This window comes from Massilia sp. BGA-UO-ETr-WB1, assembly GCF_059567845.1.
Genome location: NZ_JCAQOT010000013.1, coordinates 168,093 through 191,189 on the forward strand (window position 1 = coordinate 168,093; position 23,097 = coordinate 191,189).

25 protein-coding genes and 1 tRNA gene are annotated in these 23,097 nt (G+C 63.6%); 12 read left to right on the forward strand and 14 right to left on the reverse strand.

All coding sequences use genetic code 11. The annotated features are described in order from the left end of the window. Window positions 1-321 precede the first annotated feature (321 nt). The gene (locus AC56DV_RS02170) at window positions 322-885 is read left to right on the forward strand and encodes a phasin family protein (protein ID WP_496312661.1); all 564 of its coding nucleotides are present in this window, start codon (window positions 322-324) and stop codon (window positions 883-885) included. 95 nt (window positions 886-980) lie between these two features. Here the strand turns inward: AC56DV_RS02170 and AC56DV_RS02175 are convergent, their stop codons facing one another. The 8 genes from AC56DV_RS02175 to AC56DV_RS02210 all read right to left on the reverse strand — a co-directional run bounded on the left by AC56DV_RS02175 (window position 981) and on the right by AC56DV_RS02210 (window position 8,363). Beyond that, window positions 981-1,775, reverse strand: a complete 795-nt coding sequence (locus AC56DV_RS02175) for an alpha/beta fold hydrolase (RefSeq protein WP_496312662.1) — start codon at window positions 1,773-1,775, stop codon at window positions 981-983. Further along, a complete protein-coding gene (locus AC56DV_RS02180; RefSeq protein ID WP_496312663.1) occupies window positions 1,772-2,824 on the reverse strand; it encodes a M14 family zinc carboxypeptidase in 1,053 nt (350 codons plus the stop codon). The genes AC56DV_RS02175 and AC56DV_RS02180 overlap by 4 nt, the downstream gene beginning before the upstream one ends. Before the next feature lie 245 nt (window positions 2,825-3,069). Then, window positions 3,070-3,792 carry an ABC transporter ATP-binding protein gene (locus AC56DV_RS02185; protein WP_496312664.1) on the reverse strand — a complete coding sequence of 241 codons (723 nt, stop codon included), beginning with the start codon at window positions 3,790-3,792 and terminating at the stop codon, window positions 3,070-3,072. Beyond that, window positions 3,792-4,562, reverse strand: a complete 771-nt coding sequence (locus AC56DV_RS02190) for an ABC transporter ATP-binding protein (protein WP_107872840.1) — start codon at window positions 4,560-4,562, stop codon at window positions 3,792-3,794. The genes AC56DV_RS02185 and AC56DV_RS02190 overlap by 1 nt, the downstream gene beginning before the upstream one ends. An 8-nt stretch (window positions 4,563-4,570) precedes the next feature. Next, on the reverse strand, window positions 4,571-5,788 hold the full coding sequence (locus AC56DV_RS02195) for an ABC transporter permease subunit (protein ID WP_496312665.1): 1,218 nt from the start codon (window positions 5,786-5,788) through the stop codon (window positions 4,571-4,573). Window positions 5,789-5,800: 12 nt separating this feature from the next. Next, complete coding sequence (locus tag AC56DV_RS02200) at window positions 5,801-6,730, reverse strand: branched-chain amino acid ABC transporter permease (protein ID WP_496312666.1); 930 nt, start codon at window positions 6,728-6,730, stop codon at window positions 5,801-5,803. A 204-nt stretch (window positions 6,731-6,934) separates the two neighbouring features. Further along, a complete protein-coding gene (gene ispH / locus AC56DV_RS02205; RefSeq protein WP_496312667.1) occupies window positions 6,935-7,897 on the reverse strand; it encodes a 4-hydroxy-3-methylbut-2-enyl diphosphate reductase in 963 nt (320 codons plus the stop codon). Window positions 7,898-7,907: 10 nt separating this feature from the next. Continuing rightward, window positions 7,908-8,363 carry an FKBP-type peptidyl-prolyl cis-trans isomerase gene (locus tag AC56DV_RS02210; protein WP_496312668.1) on the reverse strand — a complete coding sequence of 152 codons (456 nt, stop codon included), beginning with the start codon at window positions 8,361-8,363 and terminating at the stop codon, window positions 7,908-7,910. A gap of 105 nt (window positions 8,364-8,468) precedes the next feature. Here AC56DV_RS02210 and AC56DV_RS02215 point away from each other — a divergent pair, with 105 nt between their 5' ends. The 5 genes from AC56DV_RS02215 (at window position 8,469) to rpmG (ending at window position 11,234) form a co-directional block, all read left to right on the forward strand. After that, window positions 8,469-9,464 carry a hypothetical protein gene (locus tag AC56DV_RS02215; protein ID WP_496312669.1) on the forward strand — a complete coding sequence of 332 codons (996 nt, stop codon included), beginning with the start codon at window positions 8,469-8,471 and terminating at the stop codon, window positions 9,462-9,464. 36 nt (window positions 9,465-9,500) lie between these two features. Beyond that, window positions 9,501-9,842, forward strand: coding sequence for a DMT family transporter (locus AC56DV_RS02220; RefSeq protein WP_496312670.1), 342 nt, complete (start codon window positions 9,501-9,503; stop codon window positions 9,840-9,842). A 115-nt stretch (window positions 9,843-9,957) separates the two neighbouring features. Continuing rightward, window positions 9,958-10,632: a RadC family protein gene (radC, locus tag AC56DV_RS02225; RefSeq protein WP_496312671.1), complete on the forward strand. Its 675-nt coding sequence runs from the start codon at window positions 9,958-9,960 to the stop codon at window positions 10,630-10,632. Between the two features lie 182 nt (window positions 10,633-10,814). After that, complete coding sequence (gene rpmB / locus AC56DV_RS02230; protein ID WP_008451488.1) at window positions 10,815-11,051, forward strand: 50S ribosomal protein L28; 237 nt, start codon at window positions 10,815-10,817, stop codon at window positions 11,049-11,051. Window positions 11,052-11,066: 15 nt separating this feature from the next. Then, entirely contained in the window at window positions 11,067-11,234 is a 168-nt protein-coding gene (gene rpmG, locus AC56DV_RS02235; protein WP_056393804.1) for a 50S ribosomal protein L33, read from the forward strand. A gap of 274 nt (window positions 11,235-11,508) precedes the next feature. Here rpmG and AC56DV_RS02240 read toward each other — a convergent pair whose 3' ends face one another. The 6 genes from AC56DV_RS02240 to AC56DV_RS02265 all read right to left on the reverse strand — a co-directional run bounded on the left by AC56DV_RS02240 (window position 11,509) and on the right by AC56DV_RS02265 (window position 16,973). Continuing rightward, entirely contained in the window at window positions 11,509-11,718 is a 210-nt protein-coding gene (locus AC56DV_RS02240; RefSeq protein ID WP_496312672.1) for an SPFH domain-containing protein, read from the reverse strand. Window positions 11,719-11,889: 171 nt separating this feature from the next. Then, window positions 11,890-13,092 (reverse strand): DesA family fatty acid desaturase, encoded by a 1,203-nt coding sequence (locus tag AC56DV_RS02245; protein WP_496312673.1) that lies wholly within the window; start codon window positions 13,090-13,092, stop codon window positions 11,890-11,892. A 125-nt stretch (window positions 13,093-13,217) separates the two neighbouring features. Continuing rightward, window positions 13,218-14,540 carry a mechanosensitive ion channel family protein gene (locus AC56DV_RS02250; protein ID WP_496312674.1) on the reverse strand — a complete coding sequence of 441 codons (1,323 nt, stop codon included), beginning with the start codon at window positions 14,538-14,540 and terminating at the stop codon, window positions 13,218-13,220. A gap of 54 nt (window positions 14,541-14,594) precedes the next feature. Continuing rightward, a complete protein-coding gene (locus tag AC56DV_RS02255) occupies window positions 14,595-15,911 on the reverse strand; it encodes an RsmB/NOP family class I SAM-dependent RNA methyltransferase (RefSeq protein ID WP_496312675.1) in 1,317 nt (438 codons plus the stop codon). A gap of 16 nt (window positions 15,912-15,927) precedes the next feature. Beyond that, window positions 15,928-16,539: a phosphoribosylglycinamide formyltransferase gene (gene purN, locus AC56DV_RS02260; protein ID WP_496312676.1), complete on the reverse strand. Its 612-nt coding sequence runs from the start codon at window positions 16,537-16,539 to the stop codon at window positions 15,928-15,930. Between the two features lie 35 nt (window positions 16,540-16,574). After that, window positions 16,575-16,973 (reverse strand): barstar family protein, encoded by a 399-nt coding sequence (locus AC56DV_RS02265; RefSeq protein WP_057157449.1) that lies wholly within the window; start codon window positions 16,971-16,973, stop codon window positions 16,575-16,577. Window positions 16,974-17,334: 361 nt separating this feature from the next. Between AC56DV_RS02265 and AC56DV_RS02270 the strand changes: the two genes are divergently transcribed. The 6 genes from AC56DV_RS02270 (at window position 17,335) to AC56DV_RS02295 (ending at window position 23,008) form a co-directional block, all read left to right on the forward strand. Then, window positions 17,335-17,844: a glycine zipper 2TM domain-containing protein gene (locus AC56DV_RS02270; RefSeq protein WP_496312677.1), complete on the forward strand. Its 510-nt coding sequence runs from the start codon at window positions 17,335-17,337 to the stop codon at window positions 17,842-17,844. A gap of 150 nt (window positions 17,845-17,994) precedes the next feature. Further along, a complete protein-coding gene (locus tag AC56DV_RS02275; RefSeq protein ID WP_496312678.1) occupies window positions 17,995-18,807 on the forward strand; it encodes a spermine/spermidine synthase domain-containing protein in 813 nt (270 codons plus the stop codon). An 18-nt stretch (window positions 18,808-18,825) separates the two neighbouring features. Next, a complete protein-coding gene (gene tfpB / locus AC56DV_RS02280; protein WP_496312679.1) occupies window positions 18,826-20,592 on the forward strand; it encodes a type IV pilus assembly ATPase TfpB in 1,767 nt (588 codons plus the stop codon). Window positions 20,593-20,656: 64 nt separating this feature from the next. Next, a tRNA-Lys gene (locus AC56DV_RS02285) sits at window positions 20,657-20,732 on the forward strand. Window positions 20,733-20,935: 203 nt separating this feature from the next. Next, complete coding sequence (locus AC56DV_RS02290; RefSeq protein ID WP_496312680.1) at window positions 20,936-21,520, forward strand: LysE family translocator; 585 nt, start codon at window positions 20,936-20,938, stop codon at window positions 21,518-21,520. A 9-nt stretch (window positions 21,521-21,529) separates the two neighbouring features. Continuing rightward, window positions 21,530-23,008 (forward strand): aminotransferase-like domain-containing protein, encoded by a 1,479-nt coding sequence (locus AC56DV_RS02295; protein WP_496312681.1) that lies wholly within the window; start codon window positions 21,530-21,532, stop codon window positions 23,006-23,008. Window positions 23,009-23,097 lie beyond the last annotated feature (89 nt).

Below are 23,097 nucleotides of genomic sequence, written 5' to 3' on the forward strand. Positions count from 1 at the left end.
TGCACGAAAGATATAGAGTCTAACACGAGCCCGAATTTGGCATCCCCGGCGGCCCGCTTTCCTGCTGCAACTGCAGCAAAGTTGATCCATATCAATTTTGCCGTTCCGCCCGGCAATACAGGGCAAACGGGGCGGAGTGGGTTCCTTTGTGCAACGCACAAAAATCGCTTGACTTAAATATTTAAGTCCGTAAAATCGGGTTTGTTGCGTTGCACAATTTGTTGTTCGGCCTGAAAGAATCGCGTCATCGTTTTACTGCAGGTAGCTTTCAGCAGCATCTAACGCTTAATCGATTAAATCACTTCAAGACTGGAGATTTACATGTTTTCTATCCCTGAGCAATTTTCCAATGCGACCAAAGCCAACTTTGAGAGCCAATTCGCCATCTTCTCGTCGCTGACCGCCAAAGCCTTCGAAGGCGTGGAAAAGCTGGTCGACCTGAACCTGACCGCTGCCAAGGCATCGCTGGAAGAGTCCTCGGTTGCCGCCAAGCAGCTGCTGTCGGCTAAGGATCCACAAGAATTCTTCTCGCTGGCTGCTGCCCAAGTTCAGCCAAACGCAGAAAAAACCATCGCCTACGGCCGTCACCTGGCAGCCATCGCTTCCGGCACCCAGGCTGAATTCAGCCGCGCCGCTGAAACGCAAATCGCCGAAACCAACCGCAAAGTGATCTCGCTGGTTGACGAAGTGAGCAAGAACGCGCCTGCCGGTTCGGAAAACGCGATCGCCCTGCTGAAATCGACCCTGGGCAATGCCAGCGCCGGCTACGAGCAGTTCACCAAGTCCGCCAAGCAAGCTGGCGAGGCTATCGAAACCAACCTGAACGCCGCCGTGAACCAGTTCGCCGCCGCCGCTTCCAAGGTTGCCCCAGCTGCAAAGAAGTAATAAGTGAAGCGCCGGTCTCCCCTGGGACCGGCTCCGCTTAGGTCTCCTCGGCATCCGTGGTGTCCTCTCTGGCGGATGTCCTTCATCAGCCCCGGCTAGTCCGGGGCTTTTTTTCGTCCCTGCCCCTCGGCGCTGCCCGCTCCCAGCCACTGCGCCACCTGCTGCGCCACCCACGGGCCGTCGTCCAGCGGCAGGTCGTGCCCTGCTTCCGGGTGCAGCCGGAACTCCGCATCCCACGCCTGCGCCAGGCGTTGCGAGCACAGCGGATCGACCAGGCCGTCGCGCGCGCCCGCCAGCACCAGCAGCGGCGCCCCGCCGCCCTTGCGCTGCGGCGCATGGAAGCGCGCCGCCGCCGCCAGCTGCCGCAGCGCGTTCAGGCGCGACACGGGAAACTCGTTGCGATAATCCACCCAGCGCTTGAGCAGTTCGCTGTCGCGCGTGTCGCCGCCGTGGACCGCGCTGGTGAGCCTGAGCGCCAGCTGCTCCTGGCGCCGCGCCCCGCCCAGCACCAGCTGCCGCACGATGGCCGGATAGTTCTGCCACCGCAGGCGCTGGTAAAAGCGGCTGAACGGCCGCATGCTGGTGTTGAGCAGCACGCAGCGCGCCACCTCGTCCGGATAGCTGGCCTGCCACTGCACCGCCACCATCGCCCCCAGCGACAGCGCCAGCAGGCTGTACGGTCCCTGCTTGCCGCGCGCGCGCAGGTCGGCGCGGCAGGCGTCCACCATGCCCTGCACCGACAGCGGGCTGGGCAGGCGAAAGTTGGCGCCATTGCCCGGCAGGTCCGGCGTGACGATGTCCGCCTGCGGCAATGCGGCGCGGAACTGCTCCGGGAACTCGCCCCAGTGCCGGCTCTCGCGCATCAGCCCGCGCAAAAAGACCCAGCTCATGCGGACGCTCCCAGTCCATACCAGCGCGCCAGCGCGCGCTTGCGCTGATGCAGCCGCTCCGGCGCGTCCGGCAGCCAGCGCGCGTGCGCATTGGCCGCCCGCATCAGGAACTCGAACCACACCAGGTGGCTGCGCAGCACGCGCTGCAGGCGGTGCGCGGCGGTGGGGTTGAAGGCGCCCAGGCGCGAAAACAGCTGGCGCGGATTTTTCTTCACCCACAGCCACGAGCCCATCTCCAGCGTGAGCGGCAGGAACACCCGGTCATGCCCCTCGGCCTCGCTGCCGCCCCCGCCGCGCTCGAACCTCAGATACAGGTGGTCCCACAGATCGCCATGGGTGCGGTATTGCAGGCTCTGCGGCTCGAAGGTGTAATTGTGGTGCGGATAGCTGGCGGTGAACAGCTCTTCCAGCGCCGCGATCTCGGGCAAGTGCGCGATCGGCGTGCGGGTGTGCGCGTGCGGAAACCAGATGCGGTCGCGCAGGCCGAAGCCGGAATGGCAATCCAGGCTCAGGCTGAACTGGCGCGGCAGCAGCTCGCGCTCCACCACCTCGCACACGGCGCGGCTCTCGGCCTCCATGGGCGCGCCGAACGCGCCGCGGTACCACGGCAGCATCGGCGTGGCGCGCTGCCCGCCCAGCAGGAACGGCACGCGCTCGCTGGCCTGCACCGGCGAGTTGCGCATCAGGTCGACGCCTTGCGGATTGCAGCGCGTGGCCTGCCACATGCCACCCGGATTCACCAGCGGCATGAACACCAGACGCACGCTCTCCAGCAAGTGGTGCAGGCCGTGGTCCCAGCGCGAACGCGCCACCAAGCTTTGAAGAAAGGAAAGGAGAACCTGGGTGCCGATGCGCTCCAGGCCGTGGATGCCGCCGAAGAAACCCAGCGCCGGCGCGGCCGGATCGCTGCTGCCCATGGTCAGCAGATAGACCGGGAACTGCTGGCTGTCGGCCGCCACCATGCAGGCCACGCTGGCCTTCAGCAAGTCCCCGCCGTCCTCGATCAGCTGTTCCAGTGTGACCAGTTCAGGCAGGGATTTGACGCTCATGCGGGTGGCTCCGTATACAGGAGCCACCAGTGTAAATCATAATGGGGCCAGAATTAGTTTTCCATCTCGGCAAAATTAACCCTGACCCCATTTTGCTATTCGCCAAGGTAGGCGGCTTTGACCCGGGGAGGCTGACACCGCGGGGCGGTGTCAGCCAAATCCCCCTGGACTTATTCGCCTAGGTAGGCGGCCTTAACCCGGGGAGGCTGACACCGCGGGGCGGTGTCGGCCAAATCCCCCTGGACTTATTCGCCTAGGTAGGCGGCCTTAACCCGGGGATCGTCCAGCATGTCGCTGGCCTTGCCGGTCATGGTGATGAGGCCGGAGTCCATCACGTAGCCGCGGTGCGCCGCCTGCAGCGCCAGCTTGGCGTTCTGCTCCACCAGCAGGATGGTGATGCCTTCCTTGGAGACATTACGGATCACCTCGAAGATCTTGTCGACCATGATGGGCGACAGGCCCATCGACGGCTCGTCCAGCAGCAGCAGGGTCGGGTGGCACATCAGCGCGCGCGCCATGGCCAGCATCTGCTGCTCGCCGCCGGACAGGGTGCCGGCCAGCTGCGCCGCGCGCTCTTTCAGGCGCGGGAAGATGTCGAACCACTTGGCGATGTCGGCCTCGATGCCGGCCTTGTCGTCGCGCGTGTAGGCGCCCATCATCAGGTTCTCGGTGATGGTCATGCGGGTGAACACGCCGCGTCCTTCCGGCACCATGGCCAGCTTCTGCTCGACCAGGTGGAAGGACTTGCTGCCCTTGAGCGACTGGCCCATATAGGACACCGTGCCTTCAACCTTGCAGTCGGGCAGCGTGCCGGTGATGGCTTTCAGCGTGGTGGTCTTGCCCGCGCCGTTGGCGCCGATCAGCGTGACCAGCTCGCCCTTGTTCACTTCCAGGTCGATGCCCTTGACGGCCTTGATGCCGCCGTACGCGACCTTCAGGCCGGCGACTTTTAATACATTCTCGCTCATCAGTGCGAACCTCCCAGGTAGGCGTCGATTACCGCCTTGTTGCTTTGGATCTCGGCGGGCAGGCCTTCCGCGATCGGCTTGCCATATTCCAGCACCGTGATGCGGTCGCACAAGCTCATCATCATTTTCACGTCGTGCTCGATCAGCAGCACGGTCTTGCCTTCGGCCTTGATCTTGATCAGCAGCTCTTTCAGGGCCAGCTTTTCGGTGGCGTTCATGCCGGCCGCCGGTTCGTCCAGCGCCAGCAGCTGCGGGTCGGTGGCCAGCGCGCGGGCGATTTCCAGGCGGCGCTGGTCGCCGTAGGACAGGAACTTGGAGGTGCGGTTGGCGAAGGCGCCGATGCCGACGAAGTCCAGCAGCTCCTGCGCGCGCTTGCGGATGCCCGCCTCCTCTTCGCGCGCCGCCTTATGGCGGAACACGGCGCCGAACACGCCCTGGTGCGAGCGCACGTGGCGGCCCACCATGACGTTCTCCAGCGCGGTCATCTCGCCGAACAGGCGGATGTTCTGGAAGGTGCGCGCGATGCCGGCTTTCGCCACTTCATGCGGCGCCGACGGCGAGTACGGCTTGCCGGCCAGCTCGAAGGTGCCGGTGTCCGGCTGGTACAGGCCGGTGATGACGTTGAAGAAGGTGGTCTTGCCGGCGCCGTTGGGGCCGATCAGGCCGTAGATCTGGCCCTTCATGATCTTGATGCCGACATCGGTCAGCGCCTGCAAGCCGCCGAAGCGCTTATTGACGCCGGCGATGTTCAAAATGACTTGTTCGCTCATCTTCTACCTCAAGCTGGCATGACGCCGGACGATTGATTTTTACTGTCGCTGTCCGCGTCGGGACGGTCTTCATGCTTGGGCGCGGGCCACAGGCCGGCCGGACGGTTCAGCATGATCAGCACCATGGCCAGGCCGTACAGCAGCTGGCGCAGCACTTCGGCTTCGATGATGACGTGGCCGAACAGCTTTTCCTGCAGCGGCTCGACCACGTGGCGCAGCACTTCCGGCAGAGCCGCCAGCAGCGCGCCGCCCATGATGACGCCGGGGATGTGGCCGATGCCGCCCAGCACCACCATGGCCAGCACGGCGATGGACTCGGTCAGCGAGAACGATTCCGGCGACACGAAGCCCTGGAAGGAGGCGAACATGGCGCCCGCCACGCCGCCGAAGGAGGCGCCCATGGTGAAGGCTAGCAGCTTGACGTTGCGGGTGTTGATGCCCATGGCCTTGGCGGCGATCTCGTCTTCGCGGATGGCCACCCAGGCGCGGCCCAGGCGCGAATGCTGCAGGCGGCTGGTGACGAACACCACGGCGATGGTCAGGAACAGGAACAGGAAGTAGTAGGCGTTCACCGACGGCATGCCGTAGCCGCCGATGAAGACGGTGGCGCGCGAACCGGCCTCGCCGGCCAGCGAGGTGCCGAACACGCGGATCGGGTCGATCAGGTTGATGCCCTGCGGGCCGTTGGTGATGTTGATCGGCTCGTTCAGGTTGTTCATGAAGATGCGGATGATCTCGCCGAAGCCCAGCGTGACGATGGCCAGGTAGTCGCCGCGCAGCTTCAAGGTCGGCGCACCCAGCAGCGCGCCGAACAGGCCGGCCAGCGCGGCCGCCATCGGCACGATGAACCACACCGACAGGTGGATGCCGTTGGTGCGGATTTCTTCGCCCATCACGGCCACCAGCGCCTCGCCGATGCCGGGGTGCAGGTTGACCAGCGATTCGAGCAGGGTGGCGAACTGCGGCGAGGCCAGCAGGCCGGTCATGTAGGCGCCCACCGCGTAGAACGCGATGTAGCCCAGGTCCAGCAGGCCGGCGAAGCCGACCACGATGTTCAGGCCCAGGGCCAGCATGATGTAGAGCAGCGCCAGGTCCACGATGCGGACCCAGGAATTGCCGAAGGGCGCGGCCACGAAGGGGAACGCAATCATCAGCACCAGCACGATGGCCATGCTGGTGTAGGCTTTTTTCGCGTCCTTCTGGACGTCGAAGTTCAACAGTGCCATATCAGTCCTCTCTTATGCGCGGTCGGCCACGCGTTCGCCCATGATGCCGGACGGACGCACAGTCAGCACCAGGATCAGCACCACGAAGGCGAAGATGTCCTGGTAGTTGGAGCCGAGGAAGCCGCCGGTCAGGTCGCCGATGTAGCCGGCGCCCAGGCTTTCGATAATGCCCAGCACGATGCCGCCTATCATGGCGCCGTAGATGTTGCCAATGCCGCCCAGCACGGCGGCCGAGAAGGCTTTCAGGCCTGGCACGAAGCCCATGGCGAACTGGATCGAGGCATAGTTGGCGCCCCACATGACGCCGGCCACGGCCGCCAGCGCCGCGCCGATGGCGAAGGTGGCGACGATGACCTTGTTCGAGTCCACGCCCATCAGGCCGGCCACGCGCGGGTTCTCGGCGACGGCGCGCATGGCGCGGCCCATCTTGGTTTTCTCCACCAGCATCACCAAGCCGAACATGGCGGCGGCGGCCAGCACCAGCAGCAGCACCTGGGTTTGCGTGATGACGGAATTGCCCAGCATGATGGGGTCGGACGACAGCAGCTGCGGGAACGGCAGCGGGTTGCGGCCCCAGATCATCATGGCGAAGGTTTGCAGCAGGATGGACACGCCGATGGCGGTGATCAGCGGCGCCAGGCGCGGCGCGTTGCGCAGGCGGCGGTAGGCCACGCGCTCGATCAGCACGTTGACGGCCATGCAGACAGGGATGGCGCCCAGGATGGCAATGCCCAGCTGCAGATAGCCCGGCATGTCGGGGAAATGCTGGTTCAGCTGGTTCAGGATGGTCAGGCCGGCCATGGCGCCCACCATCAGCACGTCGCCGTGGGCGAAGTTGATCAGGTTCAGGACGCCGTACACCATGGTGTAGCCGAGGGCGATCAGCGCATACATGCTGCCCAGCACCAGGCCATTGATAAGTTGTTGGATAAATGTATCCATCGTGGGAAGCCTCTTGAATTAACAAAAACGGCACCCGGAGAGGATACTCCGCAGTGCCGCCGTTGGATGATGCTGCAACCGATGCTGCAACTTGCTGCAACTATAAGCGTTCGCAATAATAGCGATGTTTAACGAAAACTAATATCGAAAAAAAATTAAGTTCACCGAATTTAATTCAGGCGCCGGCGCGGCGATTCCGAGATATCAGACGTTAGCTGCGATTGTTGCGCCATCTTTGGGACCATCCAGTCCTTTCGGCAGTGGGAAAGTCACCGCTTCCTGCACGCCGTCCAGTGCCCGCACGCTGCGCGCGCCCAGCTCTTTCAGGCGGTCGATCACGGCCTGCACCAGCACTTCCGGCGCCGACGCGCCAGCCGTCACGCCCACGCGCAGCTTGCCTTCCAGCCAGGCTGGGTCGATCTGCGAGGCGTTGTCGATCATGTAGGCCGGGGTGCCCTTCTTCTCCGCCACTTCGCGCAGGCGGTTCGAATTGGAGCTGTTCGGGCTGCCCACCACGATCACCAGTTCCACTTGCGGCGCCATGAATTTCACGGCTTCCTGGCGGTTGGTGGTGGCGTAGCAGATGTCGCCTTTTTTCGGCTCGATAATGTTGGGATATTTTTGTTTCAGGGCCTCGATAATGTCCGCGGTGTCGTCAACTGACAACGTTGTTTGCGAAACATAGGCCAGCGCGTCCGGGTTGGCCACGTTCAGCTTGGCCACGTCGGCCACGGTTTCCACCAGGTGCATGCCCTCGTCGGTCTGGCCCATGGTGCCTTCCACTTCCGGGTGGCCGTCGTGGCCGATCATGACGATCTCGCAGCCCTGCTTGCGCATCTTGGCCACTTCAACGTGCACCTTGGTCACCAGCGGGCAGGTGGCGTCGAAAATGCTGAAGCCGCGCGCGTCCGCTTCGGCCCGCACCGCTTTCGACACGCCGTGCGCCGAGAACACCAGCGTCTGGCCGGCCGGAACGTCGGCCAGGTCTTCGATGAATATCGCGCCCTTGCTGCGCAGGTCCGCCACCACGTAGGCGTTGTGCACGATTTCGTGACGCACATAGATCGGCGCGCCGAACTGCTGCAGCGCGCGCTCGACGATTTCAATGGCGCGGTCGACGCCGGCGCAGAAGCCGCGCGGCTGGGCCAGCAGGATTTCCTTGTCCATGGCGGTTCCTTTACAGCACGGAAATGAGGTTCACTTCAAAACGCACCGGCTGGCCGGCCAGCGGGTGGTTGAAGTCGAACAGCGCTTCGGTTTCGCCCAGTTCGCGCAGCACGCCGGCGAAACGGCCGCCGCCCGGGGCGGCGAAGTCCACCAGGTCGCCCACTTTATAGTCGGCGCCGGGCACCGAGTTGGCGTCCAGCGTGGCGCGCGACACGGGGCGCACCAGCTCCGGGTTGCGCGGGCCGAAGCCGACACCCGGCTCCAGGTCGAAAGTCTTGTGCGTGCCTTCCGGCAGGCCCAGCAGCAGCTGTTCCAGCACCGGCGCCAGCTGGCCCTGGCCCAGCATCAGCGTGGCGGGGGTGCCGTTGAACGTGGTGACGATATCGGTGCCGTCCACGGTGGCAAGGCGGTAATGCAGCGTGAGGTAGGCCGAAGCGGTGACGACTGGGGGTTGTGCGTTGGACATGATAGGCAGAAAACTTGAAAACGCTATTGTAAGCCACTCCGCATCCGCGGGCACATGTTGATAGAAACGCCATTTTTCCGCTGAAATCGCATAGAATGCGCCGCCATGATTAATTTCCTCTTCCCCGTGCCGTACGCCTATCCGAAAACCACCGTCCGCCTCGAGTGGCGGCCCCTGCTGCTGGCCGTCGCCGGCTTTACCGCGCTCGCCCTTGCCGTCATGTGGTGGCGCTGGGGCGGCACCGTGGAGGATTCTCTGCACTACTTTAATACCGCGCGCTACCTGCGCGGTGAAATACCTTTCAGCGAGCTGGTGGCGCCCTTCCCCTACCGCCTGCTGGTACCCGCCGCCGCCGCCGCCATCCCGGGCGACGTGCGCAACAATTTTGCGCTGCTGAACTGGCTGCTGGTGTCGGCCGCCGCCTGCATGACGGCGCTGAGCGTCCAGCGCCTGGGCCTGGGCCGCGATGGCGCGGTCGCCGCCGGCCTGCTGCTGGTGTGCTCGGTACCCACCTTCTGGTACGCGCCCTACCTGCTGGTCGACCCCGGCTCGGTATGCGCCCGTGCCGCCTTCGTGCTGGCCCTGGTGTCCGGCCAACCCTGGCTGGCGGCACTGGCCGGCGTGATCGGCAGCGGCGTGCGTGAAGAAAACATCGTCCTGCTGTTCTGGCTGCTCATTGCGCGCCAGATCGGCTGGCGCGCCGGCCTGCTGGCGCTGGCGGCAGCGCTGGCATGGATGCTGGCGGTGCGCTGGTGGATCATCGGCGGCCTGCCCAGCTACACCTGGGTGCCCAGCCTGGCGCGCGTGGCCGAGGCGCTGCGCGACCGGCGCTCGCTGGCGTCGATCGCGCTGGCGGCCGGACTGGTGCTGCCGCTGGCCCTGCTGGGCATGCGCCAAACCTTGCCGCAACTGCGGCCGTTCAAGCGCCTGCTGCTGCTCATGGCCTTGCCGCCGCTGTATGCCGCGCTGTCGGTACGGGTGGATGGCCGCGCCATCTGGGGACTGTACCCGTTCCTGATACCGTTCGCCGTCGCCGCCTGCCGGCCCTGGCTGGAGCGCAGCGCCGCCGCCGAGCCGGAGGAACTGCGCGCCGCCGCGTGATATTCTGAAGGATTCGCCCGCTTTTATCCTTTATATATGAATCCTGTACTGAACGGTTACTTCTGGTGCGCCCTGGCCTCGCTGGCCAGCGCCGGCGCCACCTTCCTTATTAAGCTGTCGCATGGGGCCGGCGACGGCTGGAGCATCCAGCGCCTGGCCTACCTGGGCGCCGCCTGCACGGTGTACGGGCTGGGCTTCGTCTGCTACACCATTACGCTGCAAAAGCTGCCGATGACGCTGGCCTATCCCCTGATGACGGCCATTACCATGGCCACTGTGCTGCTGATCGGCTATGCCGTGCTGGGCGAGGCCATGACGGCCACCCGCATGCTGGGCATGGTGCTGGTGGCCGCCGGCGCCTTCGCACTGGCGCGCTGAGCCGCCCACAGACTAAATACTTGGCCCCGGCTTGCGCCGGGACAAACGCCGCCGCTAACAATCCGACAACAATACTGGACCAGGCCGGGGTGTTCCCGGCGCAGCGAGGTCCAGCATGGGAATTGCCGATTGGCCAGAGCATCAGCGCCCGCGCGAGCGCCTGATACGCGAGGGCGCCACCGCCCTGTCCGACGCCGAACTGCTGGCGGTGTTCCTGCGGGTGGGTGTGCGCGGCAAGAACGCGGTGGAGCTGGCGCGCGACATGGTGGTCCATTTCGGATCGCTGCAAGGGCTGTTCGCGGCCACCCTGCACGACTTTTCCGCCATCCCCGGCCTGGGCACGGCCAAATTCGCCCAACTGCAGGCGGTGATGGAGCTGGCGCGGCGCGCGGTCGGCGAGCAGTTGCAGGCCGGGCAAACGCTCAGTTCGCCCGCCGCCGTCAAACAATACCTGCGCCTGGCGCTGGGCTCGCAGCCCTACGAATCCTTCCACGTGCTGTTCCTGGATGTGAAGAACCGCCTGATCGACTCGCGCGAGCTGTTTCGCGGCACCCTGTCCCACACCAGTGTGTATCCGCGCGAAGTGGTGCGCGAGGCGCTGGCGCGCAACGCCGCCAGCGTGATGCTGGCGCACAACCACCCGTCCGGCGCGCCCGAGCCCAGCGAGTCGGACCTGGTGCTGACGCGGGCGCTGGTGCAGGCCCTGGCGCTGGTGGACGTACGCATCCTCGACCATTTCGTCGTCGCCGGCCACCAGGTGCACTCCTTCGCCGAGCACGGCCAGCTCTGAAAACCACAGCCTCCGCTAGCAGTTTACCTATGAAAAACAAGGGTTTGGAGGCGGATTTTACAATTGTTAAATTTATGCACAAGTTCAAGACACAATTGTTTTTCGCAAGTCGTTGAAAAAGCTCAGTTTTTTCTATATACTCTTGTTTTTTCCAATTGTGGAATCTATTCAAGGAGTGCGCCATGGCACGTGTTTGCCAAGTCACTGGGAAGAAGCCGATGGTCGGCAACAATGTTTCCCATGCAAACAACAAAACTAAACGTCGTTTCCTGCCTAACCTGCAGAACCGTCGTATCTTTGTTGAATCTGAAAATCGCTGGGTCTCCCTGCGTCTGTCCAACGCCGGTCTGCGCGTAATCGACAAGGTCGGCATCGACGCCGTCCTGGCCGACATGCGTGCCCGCGGCGAAAAAGTCTAATAGGGAGTCACTATCATGGCAAAAACTGGCCGCGACAAAATCAAGCTGGAATCGACCGCAGGTACCGGTCACTTCTACACCACCGACAAGAACAAGCGCACCATGCCTACCAAAATGGAGATCATGAAGTTCGATCCTAAGGCACGCAAGCACGTTCTGTACAAAGAAACCAAGATCAAGTAATCGATCCTTGTTTCAAATAAAAAGGCCGCTCACTGAGCGGCCTTTTTTATTGCCTGGTCGGCAGACTGATAAACGGCCCCGCCCCGCCCCGCCCGCCATTGTGGCCGGTAATTTAATTGCTCGGCCGTGGTCTTGGCTTCAATTGCCTCGTCGAAGGTTTTACTGAAATTAAAGCTTACGATTCCTCGGCGGTATAACGTGCCGTGACGGCTTTTACCGCTTCATGCACGACTGGCACGACAATGCGCTCGCCGGGCTGATTGCCCAGCTTATGTTATACGGTTACTGACGCATGCTGCCGCACATAATAATTAAATACCACCTTGGCTTTAACCGTCTGCAAATCCTTGGAAGCGGCATCACCCTCGCCTTCGCCCTTTTCAATCGCCACGCCGACCAAATGCATGGTTTGCGCCAGCGGCCAGCAGAAATGAATGCCTTCATCGTCAGTGCGCCGCAAGCCGATCGAGCCCGCTTCTAGCATGAATATGCCAGAAACTGGCATGAAACGACATGTCCCTCGGCCAATGCCTGCGCAAGGAAAGCAAAGACGCTATCCACCATTCAATAAATTGAGCAGTAAGGGAACTGGATACAAATCGAAAGGGAATAAAAAAACGGCCCGAGCGGGCCGTTTTTGTGGGGCGATACTGATTTATGCGTAGCTGCGCAGGCGGAGCGAGAAATCCTGCAGGGATTTAATGCCCGATGCTTCCGCGCGGTTGCACCAGTCTTGCAGCTTGTGCAGTAGCTGGTCGCGGGTGAAATGGGAACGTTCCCAGATCACGCCCAATTCCACGCGCATATTGTGCATGGTTTCCAACGCTTTGCTGTGCTCGAACAATTCCACCAATTGCTGCTTTTGCGGCGCTTCCAGCTTACCCGGTTCACGCGTCAGGAATTTACGCGACGATTTCAGAAAGCGCGCTTCCAGCTGCGCTTTGTCTTTCAAATGCTCCAGCTCTTCTTTCCACGCGCTTTTCATCGACTTGGCATATTTGGCCATCACGTCGTAGCGGTTGGCGATCACCGATTGCAGCGTTTCCAGGTCGGCTTCCAATTTACCGTGCTGGAATTTCGGCGCAGGCGCCACTTTCTTTACCTTGGCCAGGCCCACGGTTTCCAGCGTGCGGATATAGAACCAGCCGATATCGAACTCATACCATTTGGACGACAGCTTGGCCGAGGTGGCAAAGGTGTGATGGTTATTATGCAGCTCTTCGCCGCCGATAATAATGCCGAACGGAATGATGTTGGTGGCGGCGTCGGCGCAATCGTAGTTGCGGTAGCCCCAGTAGTGGCCGATGCCGTTGATGATGCCGGCGGCGGTGACAGGGATCCACATCATCTGCACAGCCCACACGGTGGCGCCGATCACGCCGAACAGCGCCAGGTCGATGACGGCCATCAGCACCACGCCCATCCAGCTGTATTTGGTGTACAGGTTGCGTTCGATCCAGTCCGTCGGCGTGCCATGGCCGTATTTCTCCATGGTCTCCAGGTTCTTGGATTCGGCGCGGTACAGCTCAGCGCCTTCCCAGAAGACTTTCTTGATGCCGCGCGTGACCGGGCTGTGCGGATCTTCCTCGGTGTCGCACTTGGCGTGGTGTTTGCGGTGGATGGCGGCCCACTCCTTGGTCACCTGGCCGGTGGTCAGCCACAGCCAGAAGCGGAAGAAGTGGCTCGGAATGGCGTGCAGCTCCAGCGCGCGGTGCGCCTGGTGGCGGTGCAGATAAATGGTGACGCTGGCGATGGTGATATGGGTGACGATCATGGTGAAGGCAAATACTTGCCAGCCCGATGCGCCGGTGATGCCATTACTCAAGAACTCGAGAACTGCTTGTAAACTAAAAGTCATTACTACTCCAGAGAGGGTGTCCCATGCGCCGGCGCGGCTTGCTGTAACCCGCCGGAACATCTATTGTTGTGCGTCATTGTACGCTGAAACACCCCTCGTTTGAGCGGCCAGCCAGCAGCGCTTGACTATTTTTTAGGCGTTTCTGTATCTTCTGGTAACGGTACTGGACCGATGATGCGCATCTCCCGTTGCGGGAATGGCACCGAGATTTGGTGTTCCTGCAAGGCTTTCCAGATCGCGCGGTTGACGTCCGAAGTCACCCCGCCGCGGCCGTTTTCCGGGTCCGCTATCCACCAGCCCACCTGCAGGTCGAGCCCGTCGGCGCCGAAATTGACCAGCGAAGCCGACGGCGGCTTGTCCTTCACCACCCGCTCGATCGACAGCGCAGCCTGCTCCAGCAAGCCCAGCGCCAGGTCGACGTCGGTGTCGTATGCGACCGACACTTTGGTGGTCAGCCACAGGTTCTTGTTCGACAGCGAGGAGTTTTGCACCGCGCCCGACACCAGCATTTCGTTCGGCACGATGGACTCCACGCCGTCCAGGCCCTGCAGCACGGTGTAGCGGGTGTTGATCTGCGTTACCCGGCCGCTGTATTTGTCCACCGTGATCATGTCGCCGATGGTCAGGCTGCGGTCCAGCAGGATGATGAAGCCGGACACGTAGTTGCTGGCGATCTTCTGCAAGCCCAGGCCCAGGCCCACGCCCAGCGCGCCGCCGAACACCGACAGCACGGTCAGGTCGATGCCCACCATGGACAGGCTGCCCAGCACCGCCACCACGATCAGCAGCGCGCGGCCGAAGCGGGCCAGCACCACGCGCAGGCTGGAGTGCACGGTCTGCAAGCCCATCAGGCGTTCTTCCAGCGCCGCGCCGGCCCACAGCGCCAGCATCAGCAGCACCGCCACCGAGATGGCCGCCTGCAGGATGTCGGCCACCGACACCTTGTTCTTGCCCAGCGGCAGCACCGTGTGCTCGAGGTAGAAGAACACGTCGTCCCACAAGCCGGTGATGTACATGGCCACGCAGGCCCACACCAGCAACTGGAAGATCTTCTCGAAGGTCAGCATGGTGGCGCCGATTTCGCCGCCGCGCCGCGCGAACACGCGGCGCAGCAGGAAGAACACGAAGCGGATCGCCGCCAGCGAGCCGAAGATCGGCAGCGCCACCTTCAGCAGATGCACTTTCTGGTAGCGCGCCAGCACCACCTGGGCGATGAAGATCAGGCAAGCGATGGCCAGCGGGCCGATCACGCGGCTGAAGCTTTCCACGCCGAAGCGCGCCATGCCGGTGGCCGGTTCGTGCGCCGTGATGCGCTTGCGCAGCAGGCCGGACAGCACATAGCCCAGCACGATGGCCAGCACCAGCGCGCCCATCTGCCACATCAGGCCGGGGTCGCGCAGGTCGGTTAACAGGTCGGTAATCAGGTTCTTCAGGGGTTCTTGCTTCATCGTTCTCACGGGTAGATGGAAAAAGGGCCAGCTCAGCGGCCGGCCCCATCTTACTTAGTCTGCGCTGTCCGCGTCGCCTGCGTCAGCTTCCGGCTCGGGCTTGGCCTTCTTCGGCATCGGCTTGCGCTCGAACACGGCGGCGAAGAAGCCGTCGGTCTGGTGCTTGTGCGGCAGCAGTTTCAGGTAGTCGCCCATCTCCAGCGCGATCTTCTGCTCGGCCAGCACTTTGCTCATCGGCACCAGTTCGAAGTCCGGGTGATTGGCCAGGAAGTCGGCCGCCACGTCGTCGTTTTCTTCGTTCAGGAACGAGCAGGTGGCGTACACCAGGCGGCCGCCGCCTTTGACCAGGCGCGCGGCGCCGGCCAGGATGGCGATCTGCTTGTCGTGCATTTCGCCGATGGCGCTCTCAGCCTGGCGCCACTTGACGTCCGGGTTGCGGCGCAGCGTGCCCATGCCCGAGCACGGCGCGTCGACCAGCACGCGGTCGATCTTGCCGGCCAGGCGCTTGATCTTGGCGTCGCGCTCGTGCGCGATCTGCACTGGGTGCACGTTGGACAGGCCGGAGCGCGCCAGGCGCGGCTTCAGCTTGGCCAGGCGCTTTTCGGACACGTCGAACGCGTACAGGCGGCCGGTGTTGCGCATCAGCGCGCCCAGCGCCAGCGTCTTGCCGCCGGCGCCGGCGCAGAAGTCCACCACCATCTCGCCGCGCTTGGCGCCCAGGATCTGGGCCAGCACCTGGCTGCCCTCGTCCTGCACCTCGATGGCGCCGCTCTTGAACAGCGGCAGGTTCTGCAGCTGCGGCTTCTTGTGCACGCGCAGGCCCAGCGGCGCGTACGGGGTCGGATCGGCGGCGATCGGCGCTTGCGCCAGTTCGGCGATCACTTCGTCGCGGCCGGACTTCATGGTGTTCACGCGCAGGTCCAGCGGGGCCGGGGTGTTCAGCGCGTCGGCCAGCAGCAGCGCCTCTTCCTCGCCGAACTGGGCCACCAGCTTCTCGAACAGCCACTTCGGCATGTTCGAACGCATCGACTTGTGCATCAGCTTGCGGTCGATCTGCATCACGCGCTCGATCCACTCCAGCTCTTCCGGCGTGACGCCGCCCAGCGAGTCCGCGCCCACGGCGTCGGCCAGGCCCAGCAGGGTCAAACGGCGCATGGTGGCGCCGCTGCCCGCTTCCGACTGGTCGGTGAAGAAGGCGCGGTTGCGCAGCACGGCGTACACGCCCTCGGCGATGGCGCCGCGCTCGCGGCCGCCGAGGCGGGGATGGTCTTTGAAATAGCGCGACAGGGTGCTGTCGGCGGGGGCGGTAAAGCGCAAAATCTCGCGCAGCACTTCTTCGGTGCTGGCGAGGATCGCTGGTGGCAATCTCATGGAATTCCTTGGTTAATTACTTGTTGTGGTCAACGATGACCTTGCCGTCCACTATCGTCAGCCGGTCTTCGACAAACCAGCGGATGGCGCGCGGATACAGCTGGTGCTCTTGCACCAGCAGGCGCGCAGCCAGCGTGGCGGGCGTGTCGTCCGGCAGCACCGGCACCGTGGCCTGGTCCACCATCGGACCGTGATCGAGTTCGGCGGTAACGAAATGCACCGTCGCTCCGTGTTCCTTCATGCCGGCCGCCAGCGCCTGCTCGTGCGTGTGCAGTCCGGGGAACAGCGGCAGCAGCGACGGGTGAATGTTCAGCATGCGGCCTTCATAGTGGGCCGTGAACGCCGGGGTCAGGATGCGCATGAAGCCGGCCAGCACCACCAGGTCCGGCTTGAAGCCGTCGATGACTTCCTGCAGCGCGGCGTCGAAGGCCTCGCGGGTCGGAAATGCCTTGTTGGCGACAACGGCGGTCGGAATGCCGTGCTCGTCGGCGAAGGCCAGACCCAGCGCGTCGGGACGGTTGCTGATGACAGCCGCGATGCGGGCCGGCCATTGCTCGGCTTGCGCGGCGCGGACCACGGCTTCCATATTGCTGCCGCGTCCAGAAATGAGGATGACGATATTTTTCATAGCCCGCTATTATACCTGCGCGGCGAGGTGGGTCTTTATTCGAAGGAATAGAAGACGCGGAACGGCACTTTCTTCTCGGCCCAGAAGTCGGCCGCGTCGCGGAACACGTCCAGCAGGCACTCGCGCGCCTCGCGGTCGAATTTCTGGGTGTTCGGCAGCTGCTCCAGCACGATCAGGAAACCGGTCTGCTCGCCGGCCTTGGCCATGGTGTCGGTCAGGGTGACGCGCAGCGCCTCGAAATTCTTGCCGCACGGCTTAGGGAAAAGAAATGACTCCGCGATGATGCCCAGCACTTGCTGCTTGGTCAGGCCGGCATTGCAATGCGCGTATAAAAAGTGCTGCCCCAGGCGGGCTGCCTCGTCTTGCAGATCGGTGACACGAAATGCGCGAATAGACTGGACAAGGTTGGGCGGCACAGTTATCAACAAACTCATTTTTCCCTCAAATCGACCTGTTAATGTACGGTTTGCTTTTCGCTATAGTGGTTACCTATACATGGAGGCCACGGGCGGGTCATTGCGCCGGCGGCGAGTCGCGTTTCTCTATGTCAATCTGATCCCATACGGTTGTTAGGGTAACGTGTTGTATCCTGCGAATCAACACGTAAGTGATGTCTAACGCAAGTTTTGTAAGAAATAGAACATTTCATCGGTATTGCGCCTGGATTCGGGGGCTGTTACAAATTGTTGCCATGAGCATTGTTTTGGCTGGGGCGGCAGGATTACCATAGCAACAGCCATCCCTATCCGTGTGGATTGCATACCCGGACTATCCAACACAAACAAGAGGTATCAAATGAACATGCCATCCAAACTGATGCTGTCGGCCCTGTGCCTGTGCGCGGTGCCATTCGCGCAAGCCACGGAATTCGAGGATTACGGCCGCGTGGTGCGTGTGCAGCCGCAGGTTGAGCAGGTCAACGTGCCGCGCCAGGAGTGCCGCACAGAGTACGTGCAGGTGCAGCAGCCGGCGCAGCGCAGCGCGGGCGGCTCCATCGTCGGCGGCATCGCCGGCGCGCTGCTGGGCAGCCAGATCGGCGGCGGCCACGGCCGCACTGCCGCGACGGCGGCCGGCGCCATTGCCGGCGCCGTGGTGGGCGACCGCGTCGACAACCAGAACGCCCAGCCGGGCGCGGTCAGCGAGCAGGCGGTGAAACAGTGCCGCACCGTGGACCATTGGGAATCGCGCACCAACGGCTACGAAGTGACCTACGACTACCGCGGCCGCAACTACACCAGCATCATGTCCTTCGACCCCGGCCAGCGCGTGCGCCTGCGCGTTTCCGTCGAACCGATGCAAAACTGATTATTTGATTATTTCCGTACCCCCAAATGGGGTCAGGGTTAATATTCCCGTTCGGGAATATTAACCCTGACCCCATTTTGCATCTGCGCATCTTGCTTTGCGGGAAGCAGGCGCGGGATAATAGATGCTCACCTCCAGGCTGCCCCTCTCATGCTGATCAAACGTAAGTCCATCGAAAAAGAAGAATCCTCGCGCCCTGCCACTGCTGCCGCCGCGCCGAAAGCGCCGCGCAAGGTGAAGTACGCGCCGGTCACCCTGTCGGAACAGGACGGCGTGCGCTATCTGCACTTCGGCACCGAGTGGGTGCAGGGCGCCATGCGCATCCGCAAGCCGGACTGGCCGGAACTGGAGTACGCTCAGCAGATGATGGCGTGGATGCTGTGGATCGAACAACCGCAGCGCATCGCCCAGCTGGGCCTGGGCACGGCGGCGCTGACCAAGTTTTGCTATAAACAGTTTCCGCAGGCCGATGTCACCGCGATCGAGCTGAACCCGTCGGTGATCGCCATCTGCGAATCGATGTTCAAGCTGCCCGAGAACGACGGGCGCCTGCAGGTGCTGGAAATGGATGCGCTGGATTTCGTGAACGACAAGGCCAACCACGGCGCGCTCGACGCGCTGCAGGTGGACCTGTACGACGCCACCGCGCGCGGCCCGGTGCTGGACACGCCGGAGTTCTACCAGGCCTGCAACGCCTGCCTGGCCGACGGCGGCGTGATGACGGTGAACCTGTTCGGCGACCATCCGAGCTACGCCAAGAACATCAAGGCGATGAAATTCGCCTTCGCCCAGGTGGTGTGCCTGCCGCAGGTGCATGATGGCAACGTGGTGGCGATCGCCTTCAAACAGGCCCGCCCGATGGACCTGGAAGCGCTGAAGGCGCGCGCCGCGCAGATCGTGGCCGACACCAAGCTGCCTGCCAAGTCCTGGGTCAAGGGCATCGAGCAAGCGCTGAAAAAATAGACCCGGGACCCCAGCCAGATGAAAGCACTAGACCTGCAACAAATCTTCACCTGGCTGCTGGCCGATGGCCTGGTCGAGAAGGCCAATGTCAAGGCCTCCTACGCGCAGGCCCAGGGCATCCTCAAGAACACGGTCGGCTCCATGCATCCGCTGTGCGCGGTGGCCCACTGCAAGCTGCTGTCGGCCCAGCCGCCGCACCGCCTGCTCACCCTGGACATGCTGACCGAATGGCTGGCCGGCCACGCCAAGCTGCCCTTCTACCGCATCGACCCGCTGAAGATCGACTTCACCAAGGTGGCCGACGTGATGTCCGCCAACTACGCGGCGCGCTTCAACATCCTGCCCGTCGAGATGAGCATGGACACGCTGGTGGTGGCCACCGCCGACCCGTTCGCGCACGAGTGGGAAGCGGAGATCGCCAAGATTTCGCGCCGCGTGGTGCGCCGCGTGATCTCCAATCCGCTCGACATCGCGCAGTACACCTCGCAATTCTTCGCGCTGGCCAAGTCCATCAAGAAGGCCAACAAGTCCAACGGCCAGGACCTGGCGCTACGCAACAACTTCGAGCAGCTGGTGGAGCTGGGCAAGAGCAACCGCCAGGTGGACGCCAACGACCAGCACGTGATCAACATCGTCGACTGGCTGTGGCAGTACGCCTTCGAGCAGCGCGCCTCGGACATCCACCTGGAGCCCAAGCGCGACCTGGGCACGATACGCTTCCGCATCGACGGCGTGCTGCACCAGGTGTACCAGGTGCCGGCGGTGGTGATGATCGCCATGACGGCGCGCATCAAGCTGCTGGGCCGCATGGACGTGATTGAAAAGCGCCGCCCGCAGGACGGCCGCATCAAGACCCGCACCGCCGGCGGCCAGGAGATCGAATTGCGCCTGTCCACCCTGCCCACCGCCTTCGGCGAAAAGCTGGTGATGCGCATCTTCGACCCCGAAGTGGTGGTCAAGACCCTGCCCGAACTGGGCTTTCCCGAGGAGGACGCGGCGCGCTGGGACGCGCTCACCAAGCGCCCGCACGGCATCATCCTGGTGACCGGCCCCACCGGCTCGGGCAAGACCACCACCCTGTACACCACCTTGAAGGCGCTGGCCACCTCGGAAGTCAACGTGTGCACGGTGGAGGACCCGATCGAGATGGTGGAGCCGGCCTTCAACCAGATGCAGGTGCAGCCCGGCATCGACCTGTCCTTCGCCGACGGCGTGCGCGCGCTGATGCGGCAGGACCCGGACATCATCATGGTGGGCGAGATCCGCGACCTGGCCACCGCCGAGATGGCGATCCAGGCCGCGCTGACCGGGCACCTGGTGCTGTCCACGCTGCACACCAACGACGCGCCGTCGGCCGTGATGCGCCTGCTGGAGCTGGGCGTGCCGCACTACCTGCTGGAAGCGACGCTGATCGGCATCATGGCGCAGCGCCTGGTGCGCACACTGTGCCCGGACTGCAAATCGCCGGACGGCCAGATCGCCGACGACGTGTGGCAAGGCATAGGCGGCGCCTGGAACCTGCCCAAGCCGGAGCGCGTGTACCGCCCGCTGGGCTGCCCCGAGTGCCGCCAAACCGGCTACCGGGGCCGCACCGGCATCTACGAGCTGCTGACGGTGACGGAAGCGTTCAGCCAGCAGGTGCAGGAAGAAACCGACATCGCCGCGCTGCGCCGCCAGAGCATCGCCGACGGCATGAAGCCGCTGCGCATCGCCGGCGCCTACAAGATCGCCGAGGGCGTCACCAGCGCCGAGGAGGTGCTGAAAGTGACCTCGGCGCTGGCCTGAAGAAAAAAGGCGCGCAAAAACCTTTGCAAGCCCGCATCGACCTGTATATAATACGGCCTCTTTCGGGTCGTTAGCTCAGCTGGTAGAGCAGCGGACTTTTAATCCGTTGGTCGCAGGTTCGAATCCCGCACGGCCTACCACGAATACAGCAGTACCAATGAAGGCTTACCCGCTCCGGCGCGTAAGCCTTTTTTGCGTCCATGGCGGCCGTGGCAACGGTATGTGGCAACTGTAGCTGTCCAGCGGCTGATACAGCATGCATCTGCGCCCTCGGCCTTGTGCCTTGTCCCCTCCCCGCCGCGCTTCTAGACTTGTGCCATCTCCACGCTGCGGATTGCACACCATGACCGAACTCCTTCCCTTGATGAGCTATTGCCTAGTGATGTCGGCCACTCCCGGGCCGAATAACGTGATGCTGGCGGCCACCGGCGCCAACTTCGGCGGGCGCGGCGCGCTGCCGGCCATCCTGGGCATCCAGGCCGGCATGTTCGTGCAGACCATGCTGATTTGCGCCGGGCTGGGCAGCGTGTTCGTGGCCTACCCTCTGGCGCAGCAAGTACTGCGCATCGCCGGCTCGCTGTACCTGGTGTTTTTGGCGTGGAAGCTCAGCGGCACTTCGGTGAATGGCGCGCAGGCGCCGAAGGCGGTGTCGTTCGCCCAGGCTGCGGCGCTGCAGGCGCTGAACCCGAAGAGCTGGATGAAGGCCATCACCGTGGCATCGGTGTTCATGCCTGCGGGGCACAACCCGCTCACCGGTGCGCTGCTGGTGGCGGTGATCGGCACGCTGGTGGGCATGCCCTGCAATGCGATGTGGGCCTTGTTCGGCGTCTCGATCCGCCGCCTGCTGACAGACCCGCGCAAGCAGCGCGTGTTCAATCTGACCATGGGCGCAACCCTGCTGGTGCTGGCCGTGATGTTTTTGCGCTAGACTCTGGCCATGTTCTCCATCGACCGCTCCTCCCCCATCGCCCTGTCCAAGCAGATTGAGACCAAGCTGCGCCACATGGTCGAGAGCCGGGCCTTGCCCGGCGGCGCCAAGCTGCTGTCGATACGCCAGCTCGCCACCCAGCTGGCAGTGAGCACCAATACCGTGGTGGCGGCCTACGACAGGCTGGTGGCGGCAGGCGTGATCGATACGCATGGCACGGCGGGATTCTTCGTCTGCTCCACGAACGACGCCGCCAGGTCGATTCCCGACGAGGTGGCGCTGGAAGCGGGCGAGGAGCAGGAGCCGGTATGGCTGGCGCAGCAGTCGAACGATCAGCGCAGCGGCATCCTGCTGGCCAGCAGCGGCGCCTTGCCGCCCACCTGGCTGCAGGACGCGGTGCCCGCCACCACCGTGCAAAAGGCCTTGTCGCGCAGCGCCGCCGGCATGGCCTCGCGCTGTCCGCCCCAGGGACTGCCGGAACTGCGCGAGCAGATCGCACTGCTGTTGCGCGGCATCGGCGCGTCCTTCGACGCCGGCCATATCCTCACCACCTTCGGCAGCACCCATGCGATCGACCTGATCTGCCGCAGTTTTCTGCAGCCCGGCGACACCGTGCTGGTGGAGGACCCCGGCTACTTCCTGATGTTCGGCAGGCTGCGCCAGGACGGCATGCGCCTGGTGCCGATCAAGCGCCGCCCCGATGGCCTGGACCTGGACGCCCTGGAGGCCGCCTGCCGCGAGCACCGCCCGCGCCTGCTGTTCGTGCAGACGGCCTTGCACAACCCCACCGGCTGGAGCAGCAGCGCGGCCAATCTGCACAAGCTGCTGATACTGGCGCAGCAGTACGGTTTCCTGATCGCCGAGGACGACGTGCACGGCCATTTCCAGCAAGGCCACAGCACGCGGCTGGCGTCCTTGTCCGGGCTGGACGGCGTGATCTACTACTCCAGCTTTTGCAAGGCGCTCAGTCCTGCCTTGCGCATGGGCTACCTGGCCGCCGCGCCGGCCTTGCTCAAGGTGCTGATGCGCACCAAGATCCATTCCATCATGACGACGCCGGCGCTGAACGAATACGTGCTGCTGGAAGTGCTCAGGGCCGGCGGCCTGCGCAAACATCTGGACCGCCTGCAGCGCAAGATCATGGCGGCGCGCAACGCCAGCACGCGCCAGTTGAGCGCGGCGGGCGTGCTGTTCGAGCAGCCCGGGGACGCGGGCCTTTTCCTGTGGGGCACCATGCCGGAAGGCCTGGACGTGGACTTGCTGGTGCAGGACGCCTACCGCAACAAGATCCTGCTGATGCGCGGCGCCGCCTTCTCGGCGAACGACACGCCGGACCGGCACATCCGCTTCAACGTCGCGTTCAGCCAGCATCCGCGCCTGAGCAACTACCTGCAGGAACGCCTGCAGGCAGTGGCCGGCGCGCGCTCAAGCCTGGCGCGCGCCAGCAGCGCGGCCAGCGGCGTTGCCAGTCCAGATGGCAAGCGTTGAGGCCACTGACGCCACTGCCAGCTATTCCACCAACAAGCTCTCTTGTTGTCACCTTTGGTTACTGGCTTGTTGCTGCAACCGGGGGCTTG